Consider the following 23164-nt stretch of genomic DNA (forward strand, 5'->3'; position numbering starts at 1 on the left):
GGGGCGCTATGTTTTTTAATATGCTCGCGTTTGAGCTGCGCTATTTTATGCGTCAGCCTTCGTTTTATGTGACCTCATTAATATTCTTTTTTATGGCGTTTTTTATAAGCTCCAGTAGTAAGTTTCCGTTAGGTGGGGCTAATGTTCATATGAACTCGCCTTATACCATTATGGTTTTAACGGTTACCTTTTGTACGCTTGCTATGTTTTTAGTGGTTAACTTTGTTGCAAGCTCAGCGATTCGCAACAGCGAGACCAAAATGGATGAGCTGGTGTTTAGTAAGCCCGTTAACCCGCTTGCTTATCAATCAGGGCGTTTTTTTGGTTCTTACTTAGTTGTACTTATTGTGTTTTTAAGCGTGCCACTAGGCGTATTTTTGGGATCTCACTTTGGCTTGTTGGTTGGCTGGCTCGATAGCGAGCTAGTAGGCCCCAATAAGTTTATATATTACGCAGCGCCTTTTTTATATTTAGCAGTGCCAAGCTTATTGGTCCTCAGTGCTATTTTTAATAGTGTGGCGGTCTATTTTAAAACCATGATGGCGGTATATGTAACGGCCGTGGTGGTTTATATAACCTACCAATTGGCGAGTATCTATTTTGATGATTTAGCGTTTAGAAATATTGTTGTTTACGCAGACCCATTTGGCACAGGGTCGTTAATTGACTTAACCCGTTACTGGACTGTAAGTGATAAAAATACTGAAGTGTTAACGCTTTCGGGCGATTTTTTAATTAACCGTATTTTATGGGTAGCAATAAGTTTAGCGATGTTTTTTGGCCTCGGAAAGTTAGGTAATCGCGTAGTCACTAAAAAACAGAAAAAGCAATTTGCTGTCTCTACGTTTGTAAAAAATAAACAAGCAGCACTTATTAGCAGCGCTAAAAATTACAAGTCAAAAGGGGTAAATACGAAATCGCAATTAGTAATGCGCAGCTTATTTGAACTTAAGCAAGTTATATTAAGTGCCCCTTTTATGATTTTAGCGGGTGTCAGTATTACTATGTTACTCGCACCACTTTTTGCACCTATTGGCGCATATGGCACAACGGATTGGCCGCTCACACAAAACATGGTGGGCATAATTCAAAACTCCTCCGCTTTGTTTATGTTTATCATTATTGCTTATTACAGCGCAGAGCTGGTTTGGCGAGAACGCCAAAGTGGTATGGGTGATATTGTTGACAGTTTCCCGGTGCATAACAGTGTGTTTTGGGTATCTAAAATTATTGCGTTAATCACTGCAGTTTGTGGCCTTTATTTAGTAGGCATGATGTTTACCATTGCAGTGCAACTGTTTAAGGGGCAATTTAACCTAGAGCTTGGTCAGTACTTATTTAGGTTGGGTTACCTTACATTACTGCCTTTAATTATGATGGCTATATTGGCGTTCTTTTTACAAATAATTAGCCCTAATAAATACATAGGTATGGGTTTGTTTATTCTGTATTACATTACTCAAATGGTAATGGGTGCTTACGGGTTTGAGCATCATATGTATCATTTTTCTCAAAGCAGTAGCGTACCGTATTCTGATATAAATGGTTATGGACATTTTTTACAAGGCGCGCATTGGTATACCCTATATTGGGGGGCATTGAGTGTGTTTTTAGCTATTGTAGGGTTTGCTTTATGGCATCGCGGCCCGTCGCAAACATTGCGTACTCGTTTATCTTTAGTACGTTACAACATGTCTTTAAAAGGCCAGATTGCAGCCGTTATAAGTTTATTGGTATTTGTGGGCGCGGGTTATAACATTTATTACAACACCCGTGTGAACAACGAGTTTGTAACAAGTGATGATAACGAAGCGCTACAAGTAAGGTATGAGCAAGAGTTCTCACAATACAAAGACTTGCCACTGCCTATAATAACTGATGTTGATTTAAACATTGATATTTATCCTAAAAAGCGTGCTTTAAATGCCGTGGCTAAAATTAAGTTTACCAATACCGCAAACGAGCCAATAACCCGTGTGTTAATCAACGAGCCTAGCCAATCTAAAAGCTGGGATGTAAAAATGGCGGGCGGAAAAATAGTAGAGCGTTTAACCGATTTTGGCATGGTATGGTTTGAGTTTGAACAACCGCTAATGCCCAATGAAGTGCGAGAAGGCGAGCTCTCAGTTTCTCGTGAACACGACGGTTTTGTTGATAGAAGATCTGATACTCAACTCGTGCACAACGGTACATTTGTAAATAATGGAGAATTATTACCAAATTTTGGTTATCAAAAGTATTTTCAAATTGCTGACAAGTATGAGCGCCGTAAGCACGAGTTACCTGAACTTGAGCGCGCACATAAACTAGAAGACAGCCGTTATTATACGCAAAATGAGTTTGGGCCTGCTAATGGCTTTATAAACTATAAGGCAACGGTAAGCACCGATGAGTCACAATTTGCGATTACTCCAGGTTACTTAAAAAGTGAGAGTGTAAAAGACGGGCGCCGTACTTTTGTTTATGAAATGGATGCTCCAATTATAAACTTTTACTCTGTGCTTTCGGCAGAGCTTGAAAGTAAAAAGGTTGAGCATAACGGTGTAAATATTGAGGTGTACTACCACAAAGATCATGCATGGAATGTTGACCGCATGATTGAGTCAGTTCAAGACTCAATAGATTACTACACACAAGCCTTTGGCCCGTATCAGCATAGACAGCTTCGTATTATTGAATTTCCTAAGTATCGCTCGTTTGCGCAAAGTTTTGCCAATACGGTACCTTACTCAGAAAGTATTGGTTTTATTACAGACCTAAGAGATGAGAGTAAAGTTGACCTACCTTACTATGTAACCGCACATGAAGTTGCGCACCAATGGTGGGGGCATCAAGTATCGGGGGCTAATGTAGAGGGCAGTGCTGTTATTTCTGAAACACTTTCCCAGTACAGTGCGCTTATGGTGCTAAAAAAACGCTTTGGCGCCGAGAAGCTCCGTAAATTCTTAAAGTACGAGTTAGATAAATACTTAATGGGCCGTACTGGCGAAGCCTTTGAAGAAATGCCACTATATAAAACGCAGGCTCAACAATACCTTCATTACAATAAAGGCTCAGTTGCGATGATGGCGATTTATGATCGTTTAGGTGAAGTACGCTTAAATGCAGCACTTAAAGCGTTTTTGAATGAGTTTAAATATCAATCAACGCCATATCCAACCACACTTGATTTACTTAGTTATTTAAAGCGAGATGCAACACAAGCTGAACAACGTTTTATTGATGATCAGTTTAAATATATAACGCTTTATGAGCTTGAAATGAAAGAAGTGTCGGTTACAGATGATGTTGATGGCGAAGGTTTTTATACAGTAACACTGAGCGTTGAAGCAACTAAGCAGCATGCCGATGGACAAGGTGAAGAAACTGAGCAGCCGCTCGATGAGCTAATTGATATTGCATTATTTAGCGACGACCCTGAAAACTTACTCGCTGAAGACTTTGTTATTTACTCGCAAAAGCATCAAATAGTGTCTGGTACCAATACTATTGAGCTAAAAGTAAAAGAAAAGCCAGTATTTGCGGGGGTAGATCCTTACATTAAGCTGGTCGACAAAGACAGTAAAAACAACTTAGCTAAGTTTTAACATCTATTTATTTACTAAGCACTTAAACTAACTACTTTAAAGGCCGCATTTATGCGGCCTTTATGTGTAATAAACTGTATAAAACTTCATAGCGTTTCTACATATTCCCCACAGCTTTTTACGCTAATATTTTATGTTCTCTTATAAAGTTACCTTACTGGTATTTAGTTTATAAGGAGGAGTATGAAACCATTAATTATAGGGGCGATAGCATTAAGCCTCAGTGCTTGTTCTGCGGTAACCATTCAGCCACAGGCAATAGCAAAAATAACGAGCCAAGCTAATTACGAAGATAGCCGCCCATTTTATTTATGGGGATTAGTGGGTGAGCAGCGGGTAGACGTAAAACAAATATGTTCAAATACACCGGTTATTCAAATGCAGTCACAACAAACGTTTAGTGATGGAGCGCTGAGTTTAATTACGCTTGGAATATACTCGCCCCATACCATCAAAGTGTGGTGCCAAGAGCAAGTACTAGGGGAGACATTATGAGCATCAAGCTATTTGCAGCCGGTTGCACACTGATTATTTTAACGGGGTGTACAAATATTTACTTTGATAACGGTATGCAGAGCAAAGTAAGCAATAAAACGCTAAAAAGCTCACAGTGGCATCATAATTTTGCACTTGCGTTGTACGAGGGATCAGAGCCGTTAGATTTAACAAAACATTGCCCACAAGGGGAGTGGCAAAGCGTTCATACGTATAAATCGTTTACTAATGGTTTAGCTGAGGTGGTTGTGAATCAAATTGGCCCAGCTTGGTACCCTAAAACAGTAGAAGTACAATGTAATAAGGTACCATTTAAAGCTAAATAATTATTTAAAATAGTTATTCGTAACGCAGTGCATCTATAGGGTTTAGTCTTGCTGCTTTAATAGCAGGGGCTAAACCAAATATAATCCCAATCATTGATGTAAATCCGAACGATAGTATTACAGCCCATACTGGTATGTATGCATCAGGCATACTTGGGACTAAAAACGAAATAAGCCCTGCGGCGCCATATCCTATAATGAGTCCTATTAAACCACCAAAAAGTGAAAGCACAACGGCTTCAACTAAAAACTGCAGCATAATAAAACCAGGTGTTGCGCCTAGTGCTTTTAATGTACCAATAACGCGTGTGCGTTCAGTTACCGACACTAGCATTATGTTCATAACACCAATACCGCCAACAAGTAAGCTAATGCCAACAATACCAGCAGTAATAGCAGTAGCACTGCTGGTAAATTTATCTATTTGAGCACGAGATTTTTCAGCGGTTTCAAATTCAAAGTCGTTTTCATCTTTCTCTTTTAGTTTATGTAGTTGGCGCAATACACGAGTAATTTTTGCAAGCACTTGTTCTTCGTTAGTACCTTCATTTAACCTAAACATAATTTGCACATTAGTTTGTGTACTTCCGCCTTCTAAAGCACTCATGGTACTAATTGGAATATTAATGTAATCGTCTTGGTCAAAACCAAATAAGCTACCTTGTTTTTCAGCAACGCCAATAATTCTAAACCATTCACCACCTAGCTTTATATATTCACCTACTGGGTTTTCAGGAAGGTTTAGCTTTTCTATGATTGAAGGGCCGATAAATGCGACCCTTCTTCGCTTATCATCGTCCTCAGCACGAATAAAGCGACCAAGTTCAGGATAAGTACGATACGCTTTTTGATAGTCTTGTTCGGTACCGATAACACGCGATGAATGGCTTTTATTTCCATACTCAGCTCCCCCCGAAAAGCGCCAGGTAAACATTAGGGCCGTTAGCGTTTCAGCTTCTTTTATACGCGACTTTAGAGCTAAAAAATCGTCGTAGGTAAGCTTGGCATTTTTACCAACCATTTCGAGTTCAATACTAGTGTAAGGCTTTATTGTTGTTACATCTGGCGACATATCAGCAAGTTGATCGTTTATTTGCTTTGTAAAACCCTGCATTACTGCAACGACAGTAACTACGGCGGCAACACCAATAATAATGCCCAAACAGGTCAGTGCGCTGCGCATTGCATTAGCTTTAATAGCTGAAAAAGCGGCCTTAGTGCCTTCCATTATCGCAAGAGCTGATTTAAACATGCTGCTTGATTCCTTCATCTTTAGTTACATCACTTACCACTTTACCGTCCACTAAACGAATCACGCGTTGGCAATGATCGGCAATTTCTTGCTCATGTGTTACTAAAATAATAGTGTGACCTTCGTTATGCAGCTCATCAAACAAATCCATAATTTCGCGGGTCGTTTTACTATCAAGATTACCTGTGGGTTCATCTCCTAATAATATATGTGGTTTTGTGACTAAAGCGCGGGCAATCGCAACACGTTGACGTTGCCCGCCCGATAGCTGGCTAGATAAATGATTAACTTTATCACCGAGACCTACCCGCTTTAGTGCTTCTAGAGCTTGTTGCTTGCGTTGTTTACTAGGAATAAAGCGATATACTAAAGGCTGCATTACATTTTCTAGTGCGGTTGCACGTGGTATTAAGTTAAAGCTTTGAAATATAAACCCGACACTTTCATTACGCTGATGAGCTAGCTTTGTCTCGGTCATACTTTTTACTAGTTTATCTTTTAAGTAGTATTCGCCACTGCTGGGTGTATCTAAACAGCCTAATAAGTTCATTAAGGTCGACTTGCCTGAACCAGAAGGTCCTATAATCGCCACGTATTCGTTTTGCATTATATGTACGTTTACATCATCAAGTGCCTTAAATACCTCTGAGCCCATTTTGTATTGTTTATTAATATGCTCTAGCTTGATTACCGCAGACATTAGGCTTCTTCCTTGTCTGCATCTGATTTAAGTTTTACCACATCACCTTCAGTCAGAAGACTTACTGGGCGCGCAGGGCCAATAACTATTTTGTCGCCCTCATTTAAGCCGTCAGTAATGGCTTGCTCTATATCAGATGATATTCCAACAGTTACGGCAATTTTGCTAACGGTGTTATCACTATTTAGTCGCCATACAAATGTTTTATCGTCTTCTTTTTGGATTGCTTCTATTGGAAGTTTTAAACCGTTTTCGGCAATGCTTGTTGCGATCTCTGCTCTACAACTCATTCCTGCATATAGCTGGCGCTCAGTAGTATCGAGTAATACTTTTACTTTAAACGATAAACCTTGAGAGCCGGCTTGGTTTTTAGCTGAAGTACCAATATTGATTACTGTGCCGCTAAATGGTTTATTAGGGTATGCGGCCGCATAAATATTCGCTTTTTGGTTAAGCTTAATGCTCGCAATGTCGGTTTCATCCACACGTAGCTCGGCTAAGATAGCGCTAGGATCGGCTACTAGCATTAAATCAGAGCCAATAATATTAGTAGTACCGGCTATAACGGTTTCACCTTCTTTAATATTTACAGATGCAAGCAAGCCGCTCATTGGAGCTCTAAATACACTTTTACTTAAGCGATCTTGCGCAATTTGTAGTGACGCTTGTGCTTGGTTGTACGACTCTATTCGTGATTCAATATCGATTTTAGCTAGATCGCGTGCGCTTTCAATATTCTCGTAGCTCTCTTGATTACCTAAACCGACATCATATAAGTCTTTTTGTCTTTTAAGTTGGCGCTCTAGGTTAGCAAGGCGTGTTTTATTGTGTTTAATTTCAATTTCTGTGGCGCGAAGGATTGCTTTACTACGGGTAACTTCTGATTCAAAGGCAGTTGTATCAAGGCGCATTAACATATCGCCTTGTTTAACTCCTTGGCCTTCTTGAACAAATATTTTATCTACTCGGCCTGTCACTTCAGAGCGTAATTGCACTTGTGTATTAAAAACTAAATTACCTGAAGCCATTATTGAGTCAGCAATGTCGCCAAGCTCTACTTGAGCAATATTTACTTCGGCTTGTTTTTCATCGTCAGAAATTTGCTTTGACACAATTAGGGCTATAAATGCGCCTACAGCGAGTGTGATGATTATTGCTTTTTTCATTTTATCTATCCGTGAATTAAGTAATGTGGAGCTAGTATCTACCTCCACTTAAGAGTTAACTTGCTGCAATGATTGCCCAAATACCAAAAATAATAATTGAAGGAAGAGCAGAGAATAGGAGTGCTTTGTTAGTTGAAAAATTAGTCCAGCATTTTAAGCCGATCATTCCCAGCGCAATGCTCCAAAAGCTAAATAAGTTTATTGATTCTAATAAGCTATAAAAAGGATGGCCAACTTCAAGTCCTATTATTAATTGGTTAATAGATGCGTAGCTAAATACGGCTTGTTGAGATATTTGATCTGTACTTGCACTTAGTACAAGAGCAATTGTGCCTAGGCTTGAAATAACAACTGGCATTATTGTCCAGGTAGCGAATCCATACCAAGCTCCGTAGCTATGTTCTGATTCAGGATCTTGTTTTGCCACAAGCATATAATAAAGTGCCATTAATGCATTCATGATAGCCAGCGCAATTACGCCGCCAAACAAACCAAACCATATTTGGCCTTCTGCATTTTGCTCTATACTTTGGCGAATCATTTTTTGCTCGCCAATCGTCGCATCAATAGTTGATGCTGCTACTTGCTCATTAATCAAAAACTGCATATCAACAGTGGAATAAAAAATATAAATACTCGCCATTGAAACTAAAGACATGACTATAAAAGCAAGCCATGACCAACCTTTGGCGTGTTCAACACCATTGAAAGCTTTACTAGGACTTATATAAATATCGAGTAGGGCGCTAAACGCGTTAGGTGATTTCATTATTATTCCTTTATACCTATTTTATGGCTAGGCAGTTATAAATGCCCAGTGACTAGGTAATAGAATAAAGGAAAATGTATGTATTGTTTTCATTCAATTGTAACGGTTTGTTAACAGATGTGAGGGGTCTTGTTCAAAAACAAGAAAAGGGCCAAAAGGCCCTTCGTGTCGCAGCAAGTAACACATTCTTTCTTATAAATTAAAGTCTACAGAATAAGCAACGTAAGCTTTAATATCTGAGTCATCCATATCTGTATCAGATAAACCAAAAGTGAACCCATCTTTCGAAATTGATACACCATAATCTAAGATATTATCATCGCCAATAAAGTCACCAGAGTAGTGGCCTAAGTGAAATGCCATTTCAGTGCCGTTACTGCCAACAGCAAAACCGTAGTCAGCTGTCAGGTAAAGTGAATCACCAAAGTCTGTACCATCACCACTTGCAGCTGATGTTGCAAGTACTGAAGCACCAAATGTAAAGCCTTCAACACTGATGCTACCGTAAATTTCAGAGAAATCTGCGTCAGCTTCAGAAGCTGCATCTGGGTAAGCGTAATAAATATAGCCAACATCATAGCTAACGCTTTCGTTAATGTCGCCACCAAAGCCTGCATATAAATCAAGCTCATAGGTCATTTCATCTGCCCACGATGCATTTGAAGCCCAAGTACCTGCATAAAAGCCCGATTCATTGGCGTAATCAATACCGCCTGAAATAGCTGCATCGCCCCCAGTTTGCTCTTGACCACGCCATAAGTAGTTTGATGTTGCCGCTGCGTTTGCTGTTACTTCAGCATGTACGGCTGTTGACGTTAAAGATGTTGCGCCCATTAATGCTATAGCACTTATAGCGATGGTTTTTTTTAGTTTTAGCATGTCCATTTCCCGTTATATGATTTTTGCTCGCCAAGGTTTTTATTATGTATTCGGAACCTTTAGGCTGACGGCTTTTTATTGTTTAACTAACGGGATAATTGCACTGTGTGTGCCAGCTTCATTATTTTTTATTAAAAATTATTTTTATACATTAAAAACATGAGCTTGTATTTTATAGATTGAGAAGAGATATGGTATGTAGGAAGATGTTGCGCACACTGCTGGTGCATAAATTAACCTAGCCGCACCATAAAAGTACGGCTAAATTAGAAGTTTTTAGCCAAATATAGTGCGCATAAGGCTAATTGTTTCGTTTACACTACGACCTTTTTGAACTTCACTCACAATTGAATCGCGCTTACTGCGAATGTGCTCAGGAATATCGTCAGCAGCAAGTGCGCGGTCTACTAAAATTTCTGCAGACTCTTTACCTCTACGCTGAGTTTTACCTGTCGTAGTTGTAGTTCGTTTAGGCTTACTTAACAGTTTGATGTAGTTAGAGTTATCTGGTGTTTTTGCATCAGCATAGTGAAAGAAACATGGGATTAGTGCTTTAATAGCAACTAATTGTTCTTCTAACTCATTACTAGGTTTAGCCATTTTGTACCATGACATAGCTTGAATACCTTTTATAATATCTTGCCAGTAACGCTCAAAATCACTATTTTTTAGTTTAGAAACACCAAGGGCACCGCATAATGCATCTAATCGATTGTTTGTGATCGGAGTAAATATATCAGGGCGACGCATTGCAAGCAGTCGTGTTGCAGGCGCAAGTGTTGGTTTTTCATTATTGTCGGTGAATATTTTTGAATAAGCAGCAACAAATTGTTGATATTCGTATTGAGTAATGTCACCTTCAAGTGGAATGTTTACTAGTGCATCGTCAAAGGCACCTGGTAAATCGCCAAGCATTTGATGAAAGCTCTTCGCACTTTTTGTTGATGCAAACCATTCAACGTCAAAGTTATATGTGCTTGGATCAAGTGATGCCATGTGCTTACCGCTAAACGCAAGTAAATCTTCAGGAATCATATCTTTAAGAGATTGTTCACGAATGCTTTTAATGTAGTCTACTAAGCGAAGCTGTTCATCAAGAGCAATAACGTCTTTGTGTTGTTCTACAAATACACTTACTACAGGCCACGGAGCAATACGTAAAGTTTTAACCTGTAAAAAGCTGATAGCTGAAATAAGCTGATCGTGTAGCTTCTTAAGTACTGGTAATTGCTGCGGCTCTAGTAAATCGTAGTTCATACGATCTCTGCTTGCACTTAGCAATTCGTAACACCAAGGTAAAAAATCATCAGGGTGGTTTTCTACTTTCACGGCCATAAGGTTAAGGCTTAATTCTGAAGATTGCTTCAGAATGTTCTGATAGATTTGATTTTCTTGTTCGCCTAGCGTCATTTTTGACGGTGAAATTAGCAGTTTTTTCATGCCTTGTAGAATCTCCGGTTTAGATATATATTTTTTTGCTGGTCTATTTTAGCGCAATTACGCTAATAACAACAGCGCTGTCCTCCATACGTTGTAATTGAAGTAGCTAAATCGGTATTTTTGCTAATAGAATGAGACTAACGCTTTAACATGTATCAATCATTTTTATCTAGTACAAAGAGACTTTCAACTGAGGTATTAAAATGCTTTGCTATTTTTAGAGCAATTATTACCGAAGGGGTAAACCGGTTTGTTTCTACGGTACTTATTGTTTTGCGCGACACGTTAATAGCATCAGCAAGTTCTTGTTGTGAAAGCCCAGCTTCTTTTCGGTACTTTGCTATGTTATTTTGCATTTCCTCTCCTAATCACGATTTTGCCAAAGTAATGAAGCGCCATATACCAAGAGCATGATACCTAGATAGAACATTGCCATATTTGCATGCGAAACATCGCTAGGTATTGAATCGTTACTATACAAAACACCAAGAAGGCAAAATACAAATGCAAAACTTAAATGTTTATAGGCATTAGTATCAATGGTGTTTAGAAACTCATCTTTATAAGCGTATTGAAAATACATTTTTAACGGAAAGCCCCCTTTAATGAGGTAAATAATCACTATAACTACATAAAAAGAAACGCCCAATCCAACAAATAATAACCCTTCGTTATCGTGCTTTATTAGTGAGTAAACATTGAGAAGTAAACAAACCATGGCTGTGCTTATACTAAGCCATATATTTTGACTCATAAACTTTTCTTCAGTTTTAATATCCTGTTTTTTCATAATATTCATCCTGTGATAGTATTTATTTTTTGTAACCTATGGGTATCAATGTAACCTTAAGGTTTCACCGGGTCAATATTTATTTGTAACCTAAAGGTATCAAAATGTTTCAGGGGCGATTCAGGATAAGAATGTAATATCTAATAAAAAGCTTTTTTATCAGAACGACAATGATTTTAAGGCTAACACTCGCTATGATAAGAACATTATTTGCACGTTTTAAAGGACGATCATGAAAACCTTACTTAAAATTGTAGGTGTAATACTTTTACTATGTATAGCACTAATTGTTGCCGCACCGTTTCTAATCCCTACTGATACTATTTTTAACAAAGTGTCGCAGCAGGTAGAACAAACAACTGGGCGCACTCTTACTATTAAAGGTGATAAAACACTTAGCGTATTCCCTGCATTAAAGTTAGAACTTAACGACGTGCATTTTGCAAATATGGAATCAGGTTCGCGCGCCGATATGGCGAGTATGAAACAGCTTGCTGTACACATACCTTGGTTTTCATTATTTGGTGGTGAGTTTAAATTAGATAAGTTTGTTATAAACGAACCAAATATTTTATTAGAAACCGACAAAAATGGTAAAGCCAATTGGCAGTTGTTTGATGCAGTTGCAGAGCAACCAAAAGAGCAGAGCCAATCAGGTGAAGCGATAAAGCTTCCAGATAACTTTGATATTGAGTTAGGTGAAGTTGCTATTTATGGCGGCACATTTACTTATCTAGATGGTCAAACAGGTGCCGAACAACAAATTAGCGATTTAGAACTCGCTATTTTACTTCCTTCACTTCGTAAAACATTAGAAGTAAAAGGGGGTATTACTTATATGCAAGAGCGTTTTGATCTTGATATAAAATTAGATACTCCTGCTAAAGCAATTGAAGGTGCTACTTTTAATGTTAAACAAACCTTAGATTCTCGTTTAGTTGATTTAACGTTCGAAGGGAGCATAGCTAAGCAAGGTCAAGATATTAAAGGTCAGTTAGCACTAAGCGGTGAGTCTGTTAAAAGTATTGCGAAATGGCAAGGTGTAGAGCTAGACGCTAAAGACAATGCTTTTAACGGATTTAGTGTAAACGGTAAAATGCACCTACTAGGTGAGAAATTTAATTTAGAAGATTTAGTTGCGACGTTAGACGCATTAGAAATAAAAGGTAAGAGCGAGCTTAACCTAGGTAAGCGTTTAGCAGTAAATGCTGATATTGATTTAGGTATGCTTGACTTAAACCCATATCTACCTGAAGCAGTGGCAAAACAAGAAGAGCCAGAAGAGCAAGAAGATAAACCTGCAGAGCCAATAGTATGGGATGACACTAAAATTGATTTAAGTGCATTAAATTCACTAGATGCAAATGTAGTGATTCGTTCAAGTGGATTAAAAGCAAATGATATTAAATTAGGCGCAAATCAATTTACTGTTGCTTTAAAAAATAGCGTTGCAAAACTAAGCCTAGATAGCTTTTCTGCTTATGAAGGGTCAGGTAAAGGCGTTATCAATGTAAACGCACAGCAAGTACCTTATAAAATATCAACTAACTTTGACTTAGCTGGAATAGATGCACAGCCTTTATTAACGGATGCGGCAGGTTTTGACAAGCTAATGGGTAAGGGGTCTTTAAATTGGAACCTAAACACAACTGGCCAAAGTCAAAAGTCGTTTATTGGTGCGCTTAATGGAAAGCTTGGATTTGAGTTTGCTGATGGAGCTGTAAAAGGTGCGAATATAGCTGAGATGGTTCGTAAAGGTAAGGAACTCATTTCAGGTAACTTTGGTGCTGCATCTGAAGGGCTTGATACCGGATTTGAAGAATCTGAGCAAACCGATTTTTCAGCATTAACTGGAAGTTTTAACTTTACTAATGGCGTTGGCAAAAATACCGACCTATCACTTATCAGCCCACTTATTAGAATATCAGGTGAAGGCGACGTTGATTTACCGCAAACAACGGTCAACTATCGTTTGGTTACAGGTATAGTTGGATCTATCGAAGGTCAGGGAACTACCGATGACAGCACTGGCTTTAAAATACCACTACGTATAAAAGGGCCTTTCCACGATGTAGGTATAAAGTTAGATGTTGGTGATGCGCTCAAAGATGAAGCTAAGCAGAAGGTCGATGAGGCAAAAGAAAAAGCCAAAGACAAAGCAAAAGATAAAATTAAAGATAAATTAAAAGGTTTATTTGGTTAATTTATTACACTTTAAACAAACAAGGCACATTACAGGTGCCTTGTTTGTTTTGTAACCACCTGTAAAATAGCTACATAGCCGTAATTACTCAGCTTTAATTTCCCAACACTCCAAATTAATTAAAAAATAACCTATCGCTACCCCCTCAATGCTGGTACAATTGCCCGCCCTTAAGAGACAACTCGTTTGTTTTTGAGTGGGATTTAATCGAAATGTCTTGATTTTAAACAAATTTAAGACACGTTGTAATTACTACACCGGAGGTCATTAACATGATCCAAATGCAAACTCAGCTGGAAGTTGCTGATAACAGCGGCGCTCGCAAAGTGCAGTGTATAAAAGTCCTTGGTGGTTCTCACCGTCGCTACGCAGCGATTGGCGACATCATTAAAGTTTCTGTAAAAGAAGCTATTCCTCGCGGTAAAGTGAAGAAAGGTGATGTTAAAAACGCGGTAGTTGTGCGTACCAGAAAAGGTGTTCGCCGTCCAGATGGTTCTCTGATCCGTTTTGACAGCAACGCTGCTGTTATCTTAAATGATAACTTACAGCCAATTGGTACACGTATTTTCGGCCCTGTGACTCGCGAACTTCGTAATGATAAGTTCATGAAAATCGTTTCACTAGCCCCAGAAGTACTGTAAGGAGCCAATCATGGCAGCAAAAATACGTCGTGATGACGAAGTAATCGTACTAGCAGGTAAAGACAAAGGTAAGCGCGGAAAAGTGCTTTCAGTTGTTACTGAATCTGGTCGAATCTTTGTCGAAGGCATAAACTTGATCAAGAAACACCAAAAGCCGGTTCCACAATTGAACCAAGCTGGCGGCATTGTTGAGAAAGAAGCATCTATGGATGCATCAAACGTTGCGATCTTCAACTCGGAAACGAGTAAAGCTGATCGTGTAGGTTTCAAGATTGAAGATGGTAAGAAATTACGTATCTTTAAATCTACTGGTAAAACTATCTAATAGTTGGAGTAGAATGATGGCGAAACTGCATGAAGTATATAAAGACAAAGTAGTTGCTGAACTTCAAGAGAAGTTTGGTTTCAGCTCTGTCATGCAAGTCCCTCAGATCGAAAAGATCACATTGAATATGGGCGTGGGCGAAGCCCTAGCTGACAAGAAGATTTTAGATAACGCAGTAGCGGATCTAGCAGCAATCTCTGGTCAGAAACCTTTAATCACTAAAGCACGCAAATCTGTTGCTGGCTTTAAAGTGCGTGAAGGCTACCCGATTGGTTGTAAAGTAACCCTACGCGGCGAGCGTATGTGGGACTTTTTTGAGCGTTTGGTATCAATCGCTATCCCACGTATTCGTGACTTCCGTGGCGTAAGTGCAAAGTCTTTTGATGGACGTGGCAACTACAGCATGGGCGTACGTGAACAAATCATCTTCCCAGAAATCGATTACGATAAAGTAGACCGTGTACGCGGTATGGATATTACTATCACTACTTCTGCGAAATCTGATGAGGAAGGCCGTGCGTTGTTAGAAGCGTTTAACTTCCCATTTAAGAAATAAGGGTAGGGTTATGGCAAAGAATTCTATGAAAGCGCGCGAAGCAAAGCGCACAAAACTAGTTGCTCAGTACGCTGAAAAGCGCGCTGCACTAAAAGCTATCATCAGTGATGTTAACACATCTGAAGATGATCGTTGGGACGCGGTACTTAAGCTACAAGCTTTACCACGTGATTCTAGCCCTGCACGTCAACGTAATCGTTGTAACATTACGGGCCGCCCACATGGTTTCCTTCGCAAATTCGGCATGAGCCGTATTAAAGTTCGCGAAGCAGCTATGCGCGGTGAAATTCCTGGCCTTAAAAAGGCTAGCTGGTAATAGAATCATGGGAGTAAGACTATGAGCTTGCAAGATCCTATCGCGGATTTGTTCACACGAATTCGTAACGGTCAATCAGCGAAGAAAGTATCTGTAACGATGCCAACTTCAAAGCTGAAAGTAGCATTAGCTAAAGTACTAAAAGACGAAGGTTATATCGTAGATTTCGCTGTTAACGGCGAAACTAAACCTGAGCTTTCTATCGAGTTGAAGTACTTCGAAGGCAAAGCTGTAATTGAAAATATCCAGCGTGTAAGTCGCCCTGGTTTACGTATCTATAAGAAACGTGACCAATTACCTAAGGTAATGGGTGGTCTTGGTATCGCTATCGTATCAACTTCTAAAGGCCTAATGACAGACCGCGCAGCACGTAGTGCTGGTGTTGGTGGTGAAATCATTGGTTTTGTAGCTTAATCGGAGGGGAACTATGTCTCGCATAGCAAAGGCACCAATTACTGTTCCTGCCGGTGTAGAAGTTACATTAAAAGGCCAGGAAATCACAGTTAAAGGCAAAAACGGTGAACTTACTCGTACAATCAACAACGCTGTTGAAGTACAAGTAAATGACAACGTTATTACTACTTTACCTCGTGATGGCGTAGCTAATGCATGGGCTCAAGCAGGTACTGCTCGCGCTCTAATCAACAACATGGTTGTTGGTACGCATGAAGGTTACGAGAAGAAACTTCAGTTAGTAGGCGTGGGTTACCGTGCTGCAGCGAAGGGTAAAACATTAGATTTAACTCTTGGCTTCTCACACCCAGTTAATTTCGCAGTTCCTGAAGGAATTACGATTGAAACTCCAAGCCAAACAGAAGTTCTAGTTAAGGGCGTAGACAAGCAGTTAGTTGGTCAAACAGCTGCTAACATTCGTGCATACCGTAAACCTGAGCCTTATAAAGGTAAGGGTGTTCGTTATTCAGATGAGAATGTACGCCGTAAAGAGGCTAAGAAGAAGTAAGGTAAGACGATGGATAAAAAAACAGCTCGTCTACGTCGTGCTAAACGCACTCGTAGAAATTATATTGAACAAGGCACAACGCGTCTTGTTATCCACCGCACGCCACGTCACATATACGCTCAAGTTGTAAATGCTGAGGGTAATGTACTGGCTGCTGCTTCTACTGTTGAAAAGGCTATTAGCGAAACAGTTAAAGGCACCGGTAACGTTGAAGCTGCGCAAGCAGTTGGCAAAGCGGTTGCTGAACGTGCGGCTGACAAAGGCATCGAAAAGATTGCTTTTGATCGCAGTGGCTTTAAATATCACGGCCGTGTGAAGGCGCTAGCTGATGCTGCGCGTGAAGCCGGTTTGCAATTCTAGGAGTAGACTATGGCTAACGTAGAAGCAAAGCAACAACAGCCTGATCTAGCTGAAAAGCTAATCGCGGTGAACCGTGTGTCTAAAGTAGTTAAAGGTGGTCGTATCTTTAGCTTTACTGCACTAACTGTAGTTGGTGACGGCGCAGGTAAAGTAGGTTTTGGTTATGGTAAAGCACGTGAAGTTCCAGCTGCTATTCAAAAAGCAATGGAAAAAGCACGTCGCAACATGATCAATGTAGACCTAAATGGCAATACATTACAGCATCCTGTTAAGGGACGTCATGCTGGCTCACTAGTGTTCATGAAACCAGCCTCTGAAGGTACTGGTATCATCGCAGGTGGTGCTATGCGTGCAGTGCTAGAAGTGACTGGTGTTCAGAACGTACTTTCTAAATGTTACGGTTCTACTAACCCAATCAACGTAGTACGTGCAACGATTTCGGCTCTTGAGAATATGAATTCTCCACAGTCAATCGCTGCAAAACGTGGCCTTCGCGTAGACGAAATACTGGGGTAACCATGGCAAATCAAACTGTAAAAGTAACACAAGTAAAAAGCTCTATCGGTCGTTTACCGAAACATAAAGCTACATTACGCGGTCTTGGTTTACGTCGTATCAACCACACTGTTGAGTTAGAAGACACAGCATGTGTACGTGGTATGATAAACAAGGTTTCTTACATGGTTAAGGTAGAGGGTTAATTCGATGCATTTGAATACACTTTCACCTGCTGCAGGTTCAAAAACTGCTCCAAAACGTGTTGGTCGTGGTATCGGTTCTGGTCTAGGTAAGACTGGTGGTCGTGGTCACAAAGGTCAAAAATCACGTTCTGGCGGCAAAGTACGCGTTGGTTTTGAAGGCGGTCAAATGCCTATGCAACGTCGTCTACCTAAATTTGGTTTTACTTCTCGCAAATCTTTAGTATCTGCAGAAATAAACCTTTTTGAAATCGCTAAAGTTGAAGGCGATGTGGTAGACCTAAGCGCGTTACAAGCAGCTGGTCTAGTTAAAAAGAACGTTCTTTTCGTTAAAGTTGTTAAATCTGGCGAAGTTTCACGCGCTGTTACCGTTAAAGGCCTTAAAGCCTCTAAAGGTGCTCGCGAAGCTATTGAAGCTGCCGGAGGCAAGGTAGAAGACTAAGGAAGTACTAATGGCTAAACCAGGTCAAGATACAAAAAGTGCACAAGGTGGACTTTCGGAATTGAAGCGCCGATTACTCTTCGTATTGGGTGCTATCATAATTTACCGTCTAGGTTCATTTGTGCCGATCCCTGGGATTGACGCCGCTGTACTTGCCGATTTCTTCGAGCAACAAAAGGGCACCATTGTTGAAATGTTCAACATGTTCAGTGGTGGTGCACTTGAGCGAGCTTCAGTGTTAGCACTGGGTATTATGCCGTATATCTCGGCTTCGATTATTACGCAACTATTAACGCATATGTATCCTCCGTTTATAGAGCTTAAGAAAGAAGGTGAGCAAGGGCGTAAAAAAATTAGCCAGTACACACGCTATGGCACGCTTGTGCTAGCTACTATTCAATCAATCGGTATTGCTACTAGCTTACCGGGCATGATGGAGGGGTTAGTTGTTAACCCTGGTATGGGTTTCTATTTCACCGCTGTGGTGAGTTTAGTTACTGGTACTATGTTCCTTATGTGGTTGGGTGAACAAATAACAGAGCGCGGTATCGGTAACGGTATCTCTGTTCTAATATTTGTTGGTATTGTAGCTAACTTGCCGTCTGCTATTGGTTCGACAGTCGAAATGGCGCGCCAAGGTGATTTGAATGTTTTTGTACTGTTGATGGTTGCGGTAATCGTATTCGCTGTTACTTATCTTGTAGTGTTTTTCGAACGTGGACAACGTCGTATTGTTGTTAACTACGCTAAACGCCAACAAGGTCGTCAAGTATTTGCTGCCCAAAGCACGCATTTACCACTAAAAGTAAATATGGCGGGTGTTATTCCACCAATCTTCGCTAGCAGTATAATTCTGTTCCCTGGTACAATTGCTAGCTGGTTCGGCCAAGGTGAAGGTCCAGTCGCTGATGTATTACAAGCTGTTGCTACTACGTTGACTCCAGGTCAACCGTTGTACTCGCTTGTTTTAGCTGCGGCTATTATCTTCTTCTGCTTTTTCTACACAGCGTTGGTTTTTAACCCACGTGAAACAGCAGATAACCTTAAGAAATCTGGCGCATTTATCCCAGGTATTCGTCCAGGTGAGCAGACATCTAAATACATTGATAAAGTGATGACACGCCTGACATTGGCAGGTGCTTTGTATATAACCTTTATCTGTCTGGTGCCTGAATTCATGACGATGGCGTGGCAAACGCCATTCTACTTCGGCGGTACATCAGTTTTGATTATCGTTGTAGTAATCATGGACTTTATGGCACAAGTACAGACTCACCTGATGTCTCATCAGTATGATTCTGTGCTGAAAAAAGCGAACCTTAAAGGCTACGGTCGATAAGGTCAGTTTACGGAGTTGAGCAATGAAAGTACGTGCTTCCGTTAAGAAAATATGCCGTAACTGTAAAGTTATTAAACGTGCTGGTGTAGTACGCGTAATTTGCAGTGAGCCTAAGCATAAGCAAAGGCAAGGCTAAGTAAACAGTCGTGCAGGCTGAGTTTTCTCGGCCTGTGTTTTTAGTAGTGATTTGGTCTTCGTTTGAGTATCCTTACGGGCTTTTCAAACTTTTGATTACCAAATTCGAATATAGGAGATGTGTTAGTGGCCCGTATTGCTGGCATTAACGTCCCTGATCATAAACATGCAGTTATTGGTTTAACAGCTATTTATGGCATAGGTAAGACTCGCTCTAAGGCTATCTTAGAAGCGACTGGTATCGCCGAAACCACAAAAATCGGTGAACTTTCAGACGAAATTCTTGACGTACTGCGTGATGCAGTTGGCAAGTACACTGTTGAAGGTGATCTTCGTCGTGAAGTTACTTTAAATATCAAGCGCCTAATGGACCTTGGTTGTTATCGTGGCCTACGTCACCGTCGCTCTTTACCACTACGTGGTCAAAGAACTAAGACTAACGCGCGCACCCGTAAGGGTCCTCGTAAGCCTATTAAGCGATAAGGGGATAGTATTATGGCTAAGACACCAATTCGTCGTAAAAAGGTTAAAAAACAAGTTGCTGATGGTATGGCTCATGTTCATGCGTCTTTCAACAACACTATTGTAACGATTACCGACCGTCAAGGTAATGCACTATCATGGGCTACTGCCGGTGGTTCAGGTTTCCGTGGTTCACGTAAATCTACACCATTTGCTGCTCAGGTTGCTGCAGAGCGTGCAGGTACTGCTGCTCAAGAATACGGTTTAAAAAATCTAGAAGTTTTCATTAAAGGTCCAGGTCCAGGTCGTGAATCTGCTGTACGCGCTTTGAATGCTGCTGGTTACCGTATTACCAACATTACTGACGTGACGCCAATACCACATAATGGTTGTCGTCCACCGAAGAAACGTCGCGTTTAACAATAGGTTAGGAGAAATAACATGGCAAGATATTTGGGCCCTAAGCTCAAGCTGAGTCGTCGTGAAGGTACTGACCTGTTCCTTAAGAGCGGCGTAAGAGCTATCGACTCTAAGTGTAAACTTGAGACTGCACCTGGTCAGCACGGCGCTCGTAAAGGTCGCTTATCTGATTACGGTTTACAATTACGTGAAAAGCAAAAAGTACGTCGTATCTACGGTGTATTAGAAAAGCAATTCCGTAACTACTACAAAGAAGCTGCTCGCCTTAAAGGCAACACAGGTGAAAACTTGTTACAGCTTTTAGAGCAACGTTTAGACAATGTTGTATATCGCATGGGTTTTGCTAGCACACGTGCAGAAGCACGTCAGTTAGTAAGCCATAAAGCGATTTTAGTTAATGGTCGTGTTGTGAACATTCCTTCATACGTAATTACTCCAGAAGATATTGTTGTAATCCGTGAGAAGTCTAAGACGCAAGCACGTATCATCGCTGCTCTAGAGTTGGCTGAGCAACGTGAAAAGCCGACTTGGGTTGAAGTTGACGGTAAGAAATTGGAAGGCAGCTTTAAGCGTCTACCTGAGCGTTCAGACCTGTCTGCGGACATTAATGAACAACTAATCGTCGAACTTTACTCTAAGTAAAGTTAAGAGTTAAGAGAGGATAAAATGCAGGGTTCTGTTACAGAATTTCTAAAACCAAGGTTAGTCGACATCGACGCTATCAACCCAACGCGTTCTAAAATAGTTTTAGAACCATTAGAGCGTGGCTTTGGCCATACTCTGGGTAATGCTTTACGCCGTATATTACTTTCATCTATGCCTGGATGTGCAGTAACTGAAGTTGAAATCGACGGTGTATTACATGAGTACAGCGCGAAAGAAGGCGTTCAAGAAGACATCATTGAAATACTATTAAACCTCAAAGGTTTAGCAGTAACGTTAGAAGGCAAAGATGAAGTTTTTCTGACCCTGACTAAATCTGGTGTAGGCCCTGTTACTGCGGCTGATATTCAGCACGATGGCGATGTAACAATTGCTAATCCAGATCACGTTATTTGTAATTTAACTACAAATAACAGCGAGATCAGCATGCGTATTCGTGTTGAACGTGGTCGTGGTTATGTGCCGGCATCTAGTCGTTTATCCTCTGATGACGATGAGCGTCCAATTGGTAGATTGTTGCTTGATGCATCATTTAGCCCAGTTGAACGTATTGCGTACTCGGTTGAATCAGCTCGAGTTGAGCAACGTACAGATTTAGACAAGTTAATCATTGATATGGAAACAAACGGCACTTTAGATCCAGAAGAAGCGATCCGCCGTGCGTCTACTATCTTAGCTGAGCAATTAGATGCATTCGTAGATTTACGTGATGTAACTGAGCCAGAAGAGAAAGAAGAGAAGCCAGAATTCGATCCTATTCTACTTCGTCCAGTTGATGATCTTGAATTAACAGTACGCTCAGCAAATTGTTTGAAAGCCGAGCAAATTCAATATATCGGTGATTTAGTTCAGCGCACTGAAGTTGAGCTTCTTAAAACGCCTAATTTAGGTAAGAAGTCTCTAACTGAAATTAAAGACGTGCTAGCTTCACGTGGACTTTCTCTAGGCATGCGCCTAGAAAATTGGCCACCTGCAAGCTTAGCTGAATAATCTAAATCACTATATTAGTTTAGTTAGAAGGATAGGGTCATGCGCCATCGTAAGAGTGGTCGTCAATTAAACCGTAACAGTAGCCATCGTAAAGCGATGTTTAGCAATATGGCAGGTTCTTTGGTGAAACATGAAATCATCAAAACTACTTTGCCAAAAGCGAAAGAGTTACGTCGTGTAATTGAACCTTTAATCACACTGGCTAAGACTGACAGTGTAGCAAATCGCCGTTTAGCGTTTGCTCGCACGCGTGATAATGAAGTTGTTGGTAAATTATTCAGTGAAATCGGTCCACGTAACGCGGATCGTCCAGGTGGTTACACTCGTATTCTTAAGTGTGGCTTCCGTACTGGTGATAATGCACCAATGGCTTATATTGAACTAGTTGGTCGCCCAGCGACTAGCGAAGCAGTTCAAGAAGACGCACAGTCTGCAGAGTAAGTCTTAAAGAAACCTAAAAGCCGAGCTTATGCTCGGCTTTTTCTTGCCTAAAATTTGTCAAACTATATGAACCAGTAATTACCTTCTATTATGTGCATCGACTCTTAGATTCTTAATCGATAGGTTGTTTTTACAGTTATTTTAATAGCTCTGCCTAGTTACCCTTTACTTACCATCGATCCAAAATAGCCTATCCGATTTTAGTTAAAGAGCATTTTTACTTTGTATAGTGATTTACAGTTATTAATAATAGCACTTCGAATTTAACTGCCATTAAGCAATCCCTAACGAAGTTTTTATTGATTAGAGCTGATCAGAAGATATAAGGGTCGCTCTCTTATCTATATACCGGTACTAAGAACCTCATAGTAAAGCTAACCATTGGGGCCTTAGTAAGCTCACTTCTCAAATAAAAATATAGCCCACTGAATTTAAATCTCAGCTTTTGACTATTTCAAATGATTTTAGTAACACGACTCTTAACTTATTGGTTGGCTTTTTCAGCATTGATGATCCAAATATGTCCCTACTGATCACTAGTTACCATAACTTTGACTTTAAATAGCTCTATAAACCTCTCAATACAGGTGGTTTAGTTGTGTTTTTGAGCGTTTAGCTCAAATACTCAGCGAACAGCACATTATTTCAAGTTTTCTTCAAAAAAGGGTTGATCTGTTTTCGGATCTCCCTATAATGCGACCCCACTGAGACGGGAAACAGCAACGCATAGCGAGGCACGAACAACTCAGGGTGTTAAGTAAAACTTAGATTGAATCTTTTTAGAAAGTTTAAATTTAAGTATTGACAA

General features: G+C 40.2%; 29 protein-coding genes. 21 read left to right on the top strand and 8 right to left on the bottom strand.

Annotation, left to right across the window (positions count from 1 at the left end; all coding sequences use genetic code 11):
- Nucleotides 1–8: 8 nt before the first annotated feature.
- The 3 genes from H5087_RS15115 (at nt 9) to H5087_RS15125 (ending at nt 4408) form a co-directional block, all read left to right on the top strand.
- Entirely contained in the window at nt 9–3587 is a 3579-nt protein-coding gene (locus H5087_RS15115) for a M1 family aminopeptidase (protein ID WP_182672587.1), read from the top strand.
- Between the two features lie 183 nt (nt 3588–3770).
- Nucleotides 3771–4082: a Bor family protein gene (locus H5087_RS15120; RefSeq protein WP_182672588.1), complete on the top strand. Its 312-nt coding sequence runs from the start codon at nt 3771–3773 to the stop codon at nt 4080–4082.
- Nucleotides 4079–4408, top strand: a complete 330-nt coding sequence (locus H5087_RS15125; RefSeq protein ID WP_039490488.1) for a Bor/Iss family lipoprotein — start codon at nt 4079–4081, stop codon at nt 4406–4408. Before H5087_RS15120 ends, H5087_RS15125 begins: the two co-directional genes overlap by 4 nt.
- 13 nt (nt 4409–4421) lie before the next feature.
- Here the strand turns inward: H5087_RS15125 and H5087_RS15130 are convergent, their stop codons facing one another.
- The 8 genes from H5087_RS15130 to H5087_RS15165 all read right to left on the bottom strand — a co-directional run bounded on the left by H5087_RS15130 (nt 4422) and on the right by H5087_RS15165 (nt 11404).
- Nucleotides 4422–5660, bottom strand: a complete 1239-nt coding sequence (locus H5087_RS15130; protein ID WP_039490486.1) for an ABC transporter permease — start codon at nt 5658–5660, stop codon at nt 4422–4424.
- Entirely contained in the window at nt 5653–6360 is a 708-nt protein-coding gene (locus H5087_RS15135; protein WP_182672589.1) for an ABC transporter ATP-binding protein, read from the bottom strand. The genes H5087_RS15130 and H5087_RS15135 overlap by 8 nt, the downstream gene beginning before the upstream one ends.
- Nucleotides 6360–7526, bottom strand: a complete 1167-nt coding sequence (locus H5087_RS15140; protein WP_182672590.1) for an efflux RND transporter periplasmic adaptor subunit — start codon at nt 7524–7526, stop codon at nt 6360–6362. The genes H5087_RS15135 and H5087_RS15140 overlap by 1 nt, the downstream gene beginning before the upstream one ends.
- A 55-nt stretch (nt 7527–7581) precedes the next feature.
- Nucleotides 7582–8295 carry a YIP1 family protein gene (locus tag H5087_RS15145; protein WP_138489762.1) on the bottom strand — a complete coding sequence of 238 codons (714 nt, stop codon included), beginning with the start codon at nt 8293–8295 and terminating at the stop codon, nt 7582–7584.
- Between the two features lie 192 nt (nt 8296–8487).
- The gene (locus tag H5087_RS15150) at nt 8488–9174 is read right to left on the bottom strand and encodes a TorF family putative porin (RefSeq protein WP_182672591.1); all 687 of its coding nucleotides are present in this window, start codon (nt 9172–9174) and stop codon (nt 8488–8490) included.
- Nucleotides 9175–9450: 276 nt separating this feature from the next.
- Nucleotides 9451–10614 carry a hypothetical protein gene (locus H5087_RS15155; RefSeq protein ID WP_182672592.1) on the bottom strand — a complete coding sequence of 388 codons (1164 nt, stop codon included), beginning with the start codon at nt 10612–10614 and terminating at the stop codon, nt 9451–9453.
- Between the two features lie 155 nt (nt 10615–10769).
- Nucleotides 10770–10970: a helix-turn-helix transcriptional regulator gene (locus H5087_RS15160; protein ID WP_024595207.1), complete on the bottom strand. Its 201-nt coding sequence runs from the start codon at nt 10968–10970 to the stop codon at nt 10770–10772.
- An 8-nt stretch (nt 10971–10978) separates the two neighbouring features.
- On the bottom strand, nt 10979–11404 hold the full coding sequence (locus H5087_RS15165; RefSeq protein WP_182672593.1) for a hypothetical protein: 426 nt from the start codon (nt 11402–11404) through the stop codon (nt 10979–10981).
- Nucleotides 11405–11636: 232 nt separating this feature from the next.
- Between H5087_RS15165 and H5087_RS15170 the strand changes: the two genes are divergently transcribed.
- The 18 genes from H5087_RS15170 to rplQ all read left to right on the top strand — a co-directional run bounded on the left by H5087_RS15170 (nt 11637) and on the right by rplQ (nt 22356).
- The gene (locus H5087_RS15170) at nt 11637–13607 is read left to right on the top strand and encodes an AsmA family protein (protein WP_182672594.1); all 1971 of its coding nucleotides are present in this window, start codon (nt 11637–11639) and stop codon (nt 13605–13607) included.
- 272 nt (nt 13608–13879) lie between these two features.
- Nucleotides 13880–14248 carry a 50S ribosomal protein L14 gene (rplN, locus tag H5087_RS15175; protein WP_002959498.1) on the top strand — a complete coding sequence of 123 codons (369 nt, stop codon included), beginning with the start codon at nt 13880–13882 and terminating at the stop codon, nt 14246–14248.
- Nucleotides 14249–14258: 10 nt separating this feature from the next.
- On the top strand, nt 14259–14573 hold the full coding sequence (rplX, locus tag H5087_RS15180; RefSeq protein ID WP_002959496.1) for a 50S ribosomal protein L24: 315 nt from the start codon (nt 14259–14261) through the stop codon (nt 14571–14573).
- 16 nt (nt 14574–14589) lie between these two features.
- Nucleotides 14590–15129, top strand: coding sequence for a 50S ribosomal protein L5 (gene rplE / locus H5087_RS15185; protein WP_010554915.1), 540 nt, complete (start codon nt 14590–14592; stop codon nt 15127–15129).
- A gap of 10 nt (nt 15130–15139) precedes the next feature.
- Complete coding sequence (rpsN, locus tag H5087_RS15190; protein ID WP_006794245.1) at nt 15140–15445, top strand: 30S ribosomal protein S14; 306 nt, start codon at nt 15140–15142, stop codon at nt 15443–15445.
- A gap of 21 nt (nt 15446–15466) precedes the next feature.
- Nucleotides 15467–15859, top strand: a complete 393-nt coding sequence (gene rpsH, locus H5087_RS15195) for a 30S ribosomal protein S8 (protein ID WP_002959491.1) — start codon at nt 15467–15469, stop codon at nt 15857–15859.
- Between the two features lie 13 nt (nt 15860–15872).
- Nucleotides 15873–16406: a 50S ribosomal protein L6 gene (rplF, locus tag H5087_RS15200; protein ID WP_002959488.1), complete on the top strand. Its 534-nt coding sequence runs from the start codon at nt 15873–15875 to the stop codon at nt 16404–16406.
- Nucleotides 16407–16415: 9 nt separating this feature from the next.
- Nucleotides 16416–16766 (top strand): 50S ribosomal protein L18, encoded by a 351-nt coding sequence (rplR, locus tag H5087_RS15205; protein WP_002959486.1) that lies wholly within the window; start codon nt 16416–16418, stop codon nt 16764–16766.
- Between the two features lie 9 nt (nt 16767–16775).
- Nucleotides 16776–17282, top strand: coding sequence for a 30S ribosomal protein S5 (gene rpsE / locus H5087_RS15210; protein ID WP_002959485.1), 507 nt, complete (start codon nt 16776–16778; stop codon nt 17280–17282).
- A 2-nt stretch (nt 17283–17284) separates the two neighbouring features.
- Nucleotides 17285–17467 carry a 50S ribosomal protein L30 gene (rpmD, locus tag H5087_RS15215; RefSeq protein WP_002959482.1) on the top strand — a complete coding sequence of 61 codons (183 nt, stop codon included), beginning with the start codon at nt 17285–17287 and terminating at the stop codon, nt 17465–17467.
- 4 nt (nt 17468–17471) lie between these two features.
- Nucleotides 17472–17906, top strand: a complete 435-nt coding sequence (gene rplO / locus H5087_RS15220; RefSeq protein ID WP_002959480.1) for a 50S ribosomal protein L15 — start codon at nt 17472–17474, stop codon at nt 17904–17906.
- A 10-nt stretch (nt 17907–17916) separates the two neighbouring features.
- Nucleotides 17917–19245, top strand: coding sequence for a preprotein translocase subunit SecY (gene secY / locus H5087_RS15225; protein WP_002959478.1), 1329 nt, complete (start codon nt 17917–17919; stop codon nt 19243–19245).
- Nucleotides 19246–19267: 22 nt separating this feature from the next.
- Nucleotides 19268–19381 carry a 50S ribosomal protein L36 gene (rpmJ, locus tag H5087_RS15230; protein ID WP_002959476.1) on the top strand — a complete coding sequence of 38 codons (114 nt, stop codon included), beginning with the start codon at nt 19268–19270 and terminating at the stop codon, nt 19379–19381.
- A gap of 125 nt (nt 19382–19506) precedes the next feature.
- On the top strand, nt 19507–19863 hold the full coding sequence (rpsM, locus tag H5087_RS15235; protein ID WP_002959473.1) for a 30S ribosomal protein S13: 357 nt from the start codon (nt 19507–19509) through the stop codon (nt 19861–19863).
- A 12-nt stretch (nt 19864–19875) separates the two neighbouring features.
- Nucleotides 19876–20262, top strand: coding sequence for a 30S ribosomal protein S11 (gene rpsK, locus H5087_RS15240; protein WP_002959471.1), 387 nt, complete (start codon nt 19876–19878; stop codon nt 20260–20262).
- Between the two features lie 21 nt (nt 20263–20283).
- Nucleotides 20284–20904: a 30S ribosomal protein S4 gene (gene rpsD, locus H5087_RS15245; RefSeq protein WP_182672595.1), complete on the top strand. Its 621-nt coding sequence runs from the start codon at nt 20284–20286 to the stop codon at nt 20902–20904.
- A 24-nt stretch (nt 20905–20928) separates the two neighbouring features.
- On the top strand, nt 20929–21915 hold the full coding sequence (locus H5087_RS15250) for a DNA-directed RNA polymerase subunit alpha (RefSeq protein WP_002959452.1): 987 nt from the start codon (nt 20929–20931) through the stop codon (nt 21913–21915).
- Between the two features lie 39 nt (nt 21916–21954).
- Nucleotides 21955–22356: a 50S ribosomal protein L17 gene (rplQ, locus tag H5087_RS15255; protein ID WP_002959450.1), complete on the top strand. Its 402-nt coding sequence runs from the start codon at nt 21955–21957 to the stop codon at nt 22354–22356.
- The last annotated feature ends 808 nt before the right edge of the window (nt 22357–23164 follow it).

The sequence above is a fragment of the Pseudoalteromonas sp. SR43-7 genome (assembly GCF_014163785.1).
GTDB lineage: Bacteria > Pseudomonadota > Gammaproteobacteria > Enterobacterales > Alteromonadaceae > Pseudoalteromonas > Pseudoalteromonas distincta.

What these genes read in the sequence shown, in the direction of transcription:
- H5087_RS15115 (WP_182672587.1), top strand. Translation starts at nt 9, where the DNA reads ATGTTTTTTAATATGCTCGCGTTTGAGCTGCGCTATTTTATGCGTCAG.
- H5087_RS15120 (WP_182672588.1), top strand. Translation starts at nt 3,771, where the DNA reads ATGAAACCATTAATTATAGGGGCGATAGCATTAAGCCTCAGTGCTTGT.
- H5087_RS15125 (WP_039490488.1), top strand. Translation starts at nt 4,079, where the DNA reads ATGAGCATCAAGCTATTTGCAGCCGGTTGCACACTGATTATTTTAACG.
- H5087_RS15130 (WP_039490486.1), bottom strand. Translation starts at nt 5,660, where the DNA reads ATGTTTAAATCAGCTCTTGCGATAATGGAAGGCACTAAGGCCGCTTTT.
- H5087_RS15135 (WP_182672589.1), bottom strand. Translation starts at nt 6,360, where the DNA reads ATGTCTGCGGTAATCAAGCTAGAGCATATTAATAAACAATACAAAATG.
- H5087_RS15140 (WP_182672590.1), bottom strand. Translation starts at nt 7,526, where the DNA reads ATGAAAAAAGCAATAATCATCACACTCGCTGTAGGCGCATTTATAGCC.
- H5087_RS15145 (WP_138489762.1), bottom strand. Translation starts at nt 8,295, where the DNA reads ATGAAATCACCTAACGCGTTTAGCGCCCTACTCGATATTTATATAAGT.
- H5087_RS15150 (WP_182672591.1), bottom strand. Translation starts at nt 9,174, where the DNA reads ATGCTAAAACTAAAAAAAACCATCGCTATAAGTGCTATAGCATTAATG.
- H5087_RS15155 (WP_182672592.1), bottom strand. Translation starts at nt 10,614, where the DNA reads ATGAAAAAACTGCTAATTTCACCGTCAAAAATGACGCTAGGCGAACAA.
- H5087_RS15160 (WP_024595207.1), bottom strand. Translation starts at nt 10,970, where the DNA reads ATGCAAAATAACATAGCAAAGTACCGAAAAGAAGCTGGGCTTTCACAA.
- H5087_RS15165 (WP_182672593.1), bottom strand. Translation starts at nt 11,404, where the DNA reads ATGAAAAAACAGGATATTAAAACTGAAGAAAAGTTTATGAGTCAAAAT.
- H5087_RS15170 (WP_182672594.1), top strand. Translation starts at nt 11,637, where the DNA reads ATGAAAACCTTACTTAAAATTGTAGGTGTAATACTTTTACTATGTATA.
- rplN (WP_002959498.1), top strand. Translation starts at nt 13,880, where the DNA reads ATGATCCAAATGCAAACTCAGCTGGAAGTTGCTGATAACAGCGGCGCT.
- rplX (WP_002959496.1), top strand. Translation starts at nt 14,259, where the DNA reads ATGGCAGCAAAAATACGTCGTGATGACGAAGTAATCGTACTAGCAGGT.
- rplE (WP_010554915.1), top strand. Translation starts at nt 14,590, where the DNA reads ATGGCGAAACTGCATGAAGTATATAAAGACAAAGTAGTTGCTGAACTT.
- rpsN (WP_006794245.1), top strand. Translation starts at nt 15,140, where the DNA reads ATGGCAAAGAATTCTATGAAAGCGCGCGAAGCAAAGCGCACAAAACTA.
- rpsH (WP_002959491.1), top strand. Translation starts at nt 15,467, where the DNA reads ATGAGCTTGCAAGATCCTATCGCGGATTTGTTCACACGAATTCGTAAC.
- rplF (WP_002959488.1), top strand. Translation starts at nt 15,873, where the DNA reads ATGTCTCGCATAGCAAAGGCACCAATTACTGTTCCTGCCGGTGTAGAA.
- rplR (WP_002959486.1), top strand. Translation starts at nt 16,416, where the DNA reads ATGGATAAAAAAACAGCTCGTCTACGTCGTGCTAAACGCACTCGTAGA.
- rpsE (WP_002959485.1), top strand. Translation starts at nt 16,776, where the DNA reads ATGGCTAACGTAGAAGCAAAGCAACAACAGCCTGATCTAGCTGAAAAG.
- rpmD (WP_002959482.1), top strand. Translation starts at nt 17,285, where the DNA reads ATGGCAAATCAAACTGTAAAAGTAACACAAGTAAAAAGCTCTATCGGT.
- rplO (WP_002959480.1), top strand. Translation starts at nt 17,472, where the DNA reads ATGCATTTGAATACACTTTCACCTGCTGCAGGTTCAAAAACTGCTCCA.
- secY (WP_002959478.1), top strand. Translation starts at nt 17,917, where the DNA reads ATGGCTAAACCAGGTCAAGATACAAAAAGTGCACAAGGTGGACTTTCG.
- rpmJ (WP_002959476.1), top strand. Translation starts at nt 19,268, where the DNA reads ATGAAAGTACGTGCTTCCGTTAAGAAAATATGCCGTAACTGTAAAGTT.
- rpsK (WP_002959471.1), top strand. Translation starts at nt 19,876, where the DNA reads ATGGCTAAGACACCAATTCGTCGTAAAAAGGTTAAAAAACAAGTTGCT.
- rpsD (WP_182672595.1), top strand. Translation starts at nt 20,284, where the DNA reads ATGGCAAGATATTTGGGCCCTAAGCTCAAGCTGAGTCGTCGTGAAGGT.
- H5087_RS15250 (WP_002959452.1), top strand. Translation starts at nt 20,929, where the DNA reads ATGCAGGGTTCTGTTACAGAATTTCTAAAACCAAGGTTAGTCGACATC.
- rplQ (WP_002959450.1), top strand. Translation starts at nt 21,955, where the DNA reads ATGCGCCATCGTAAGAGTGGTCGTCAATTAAACCGTAACAGTAGCCAT.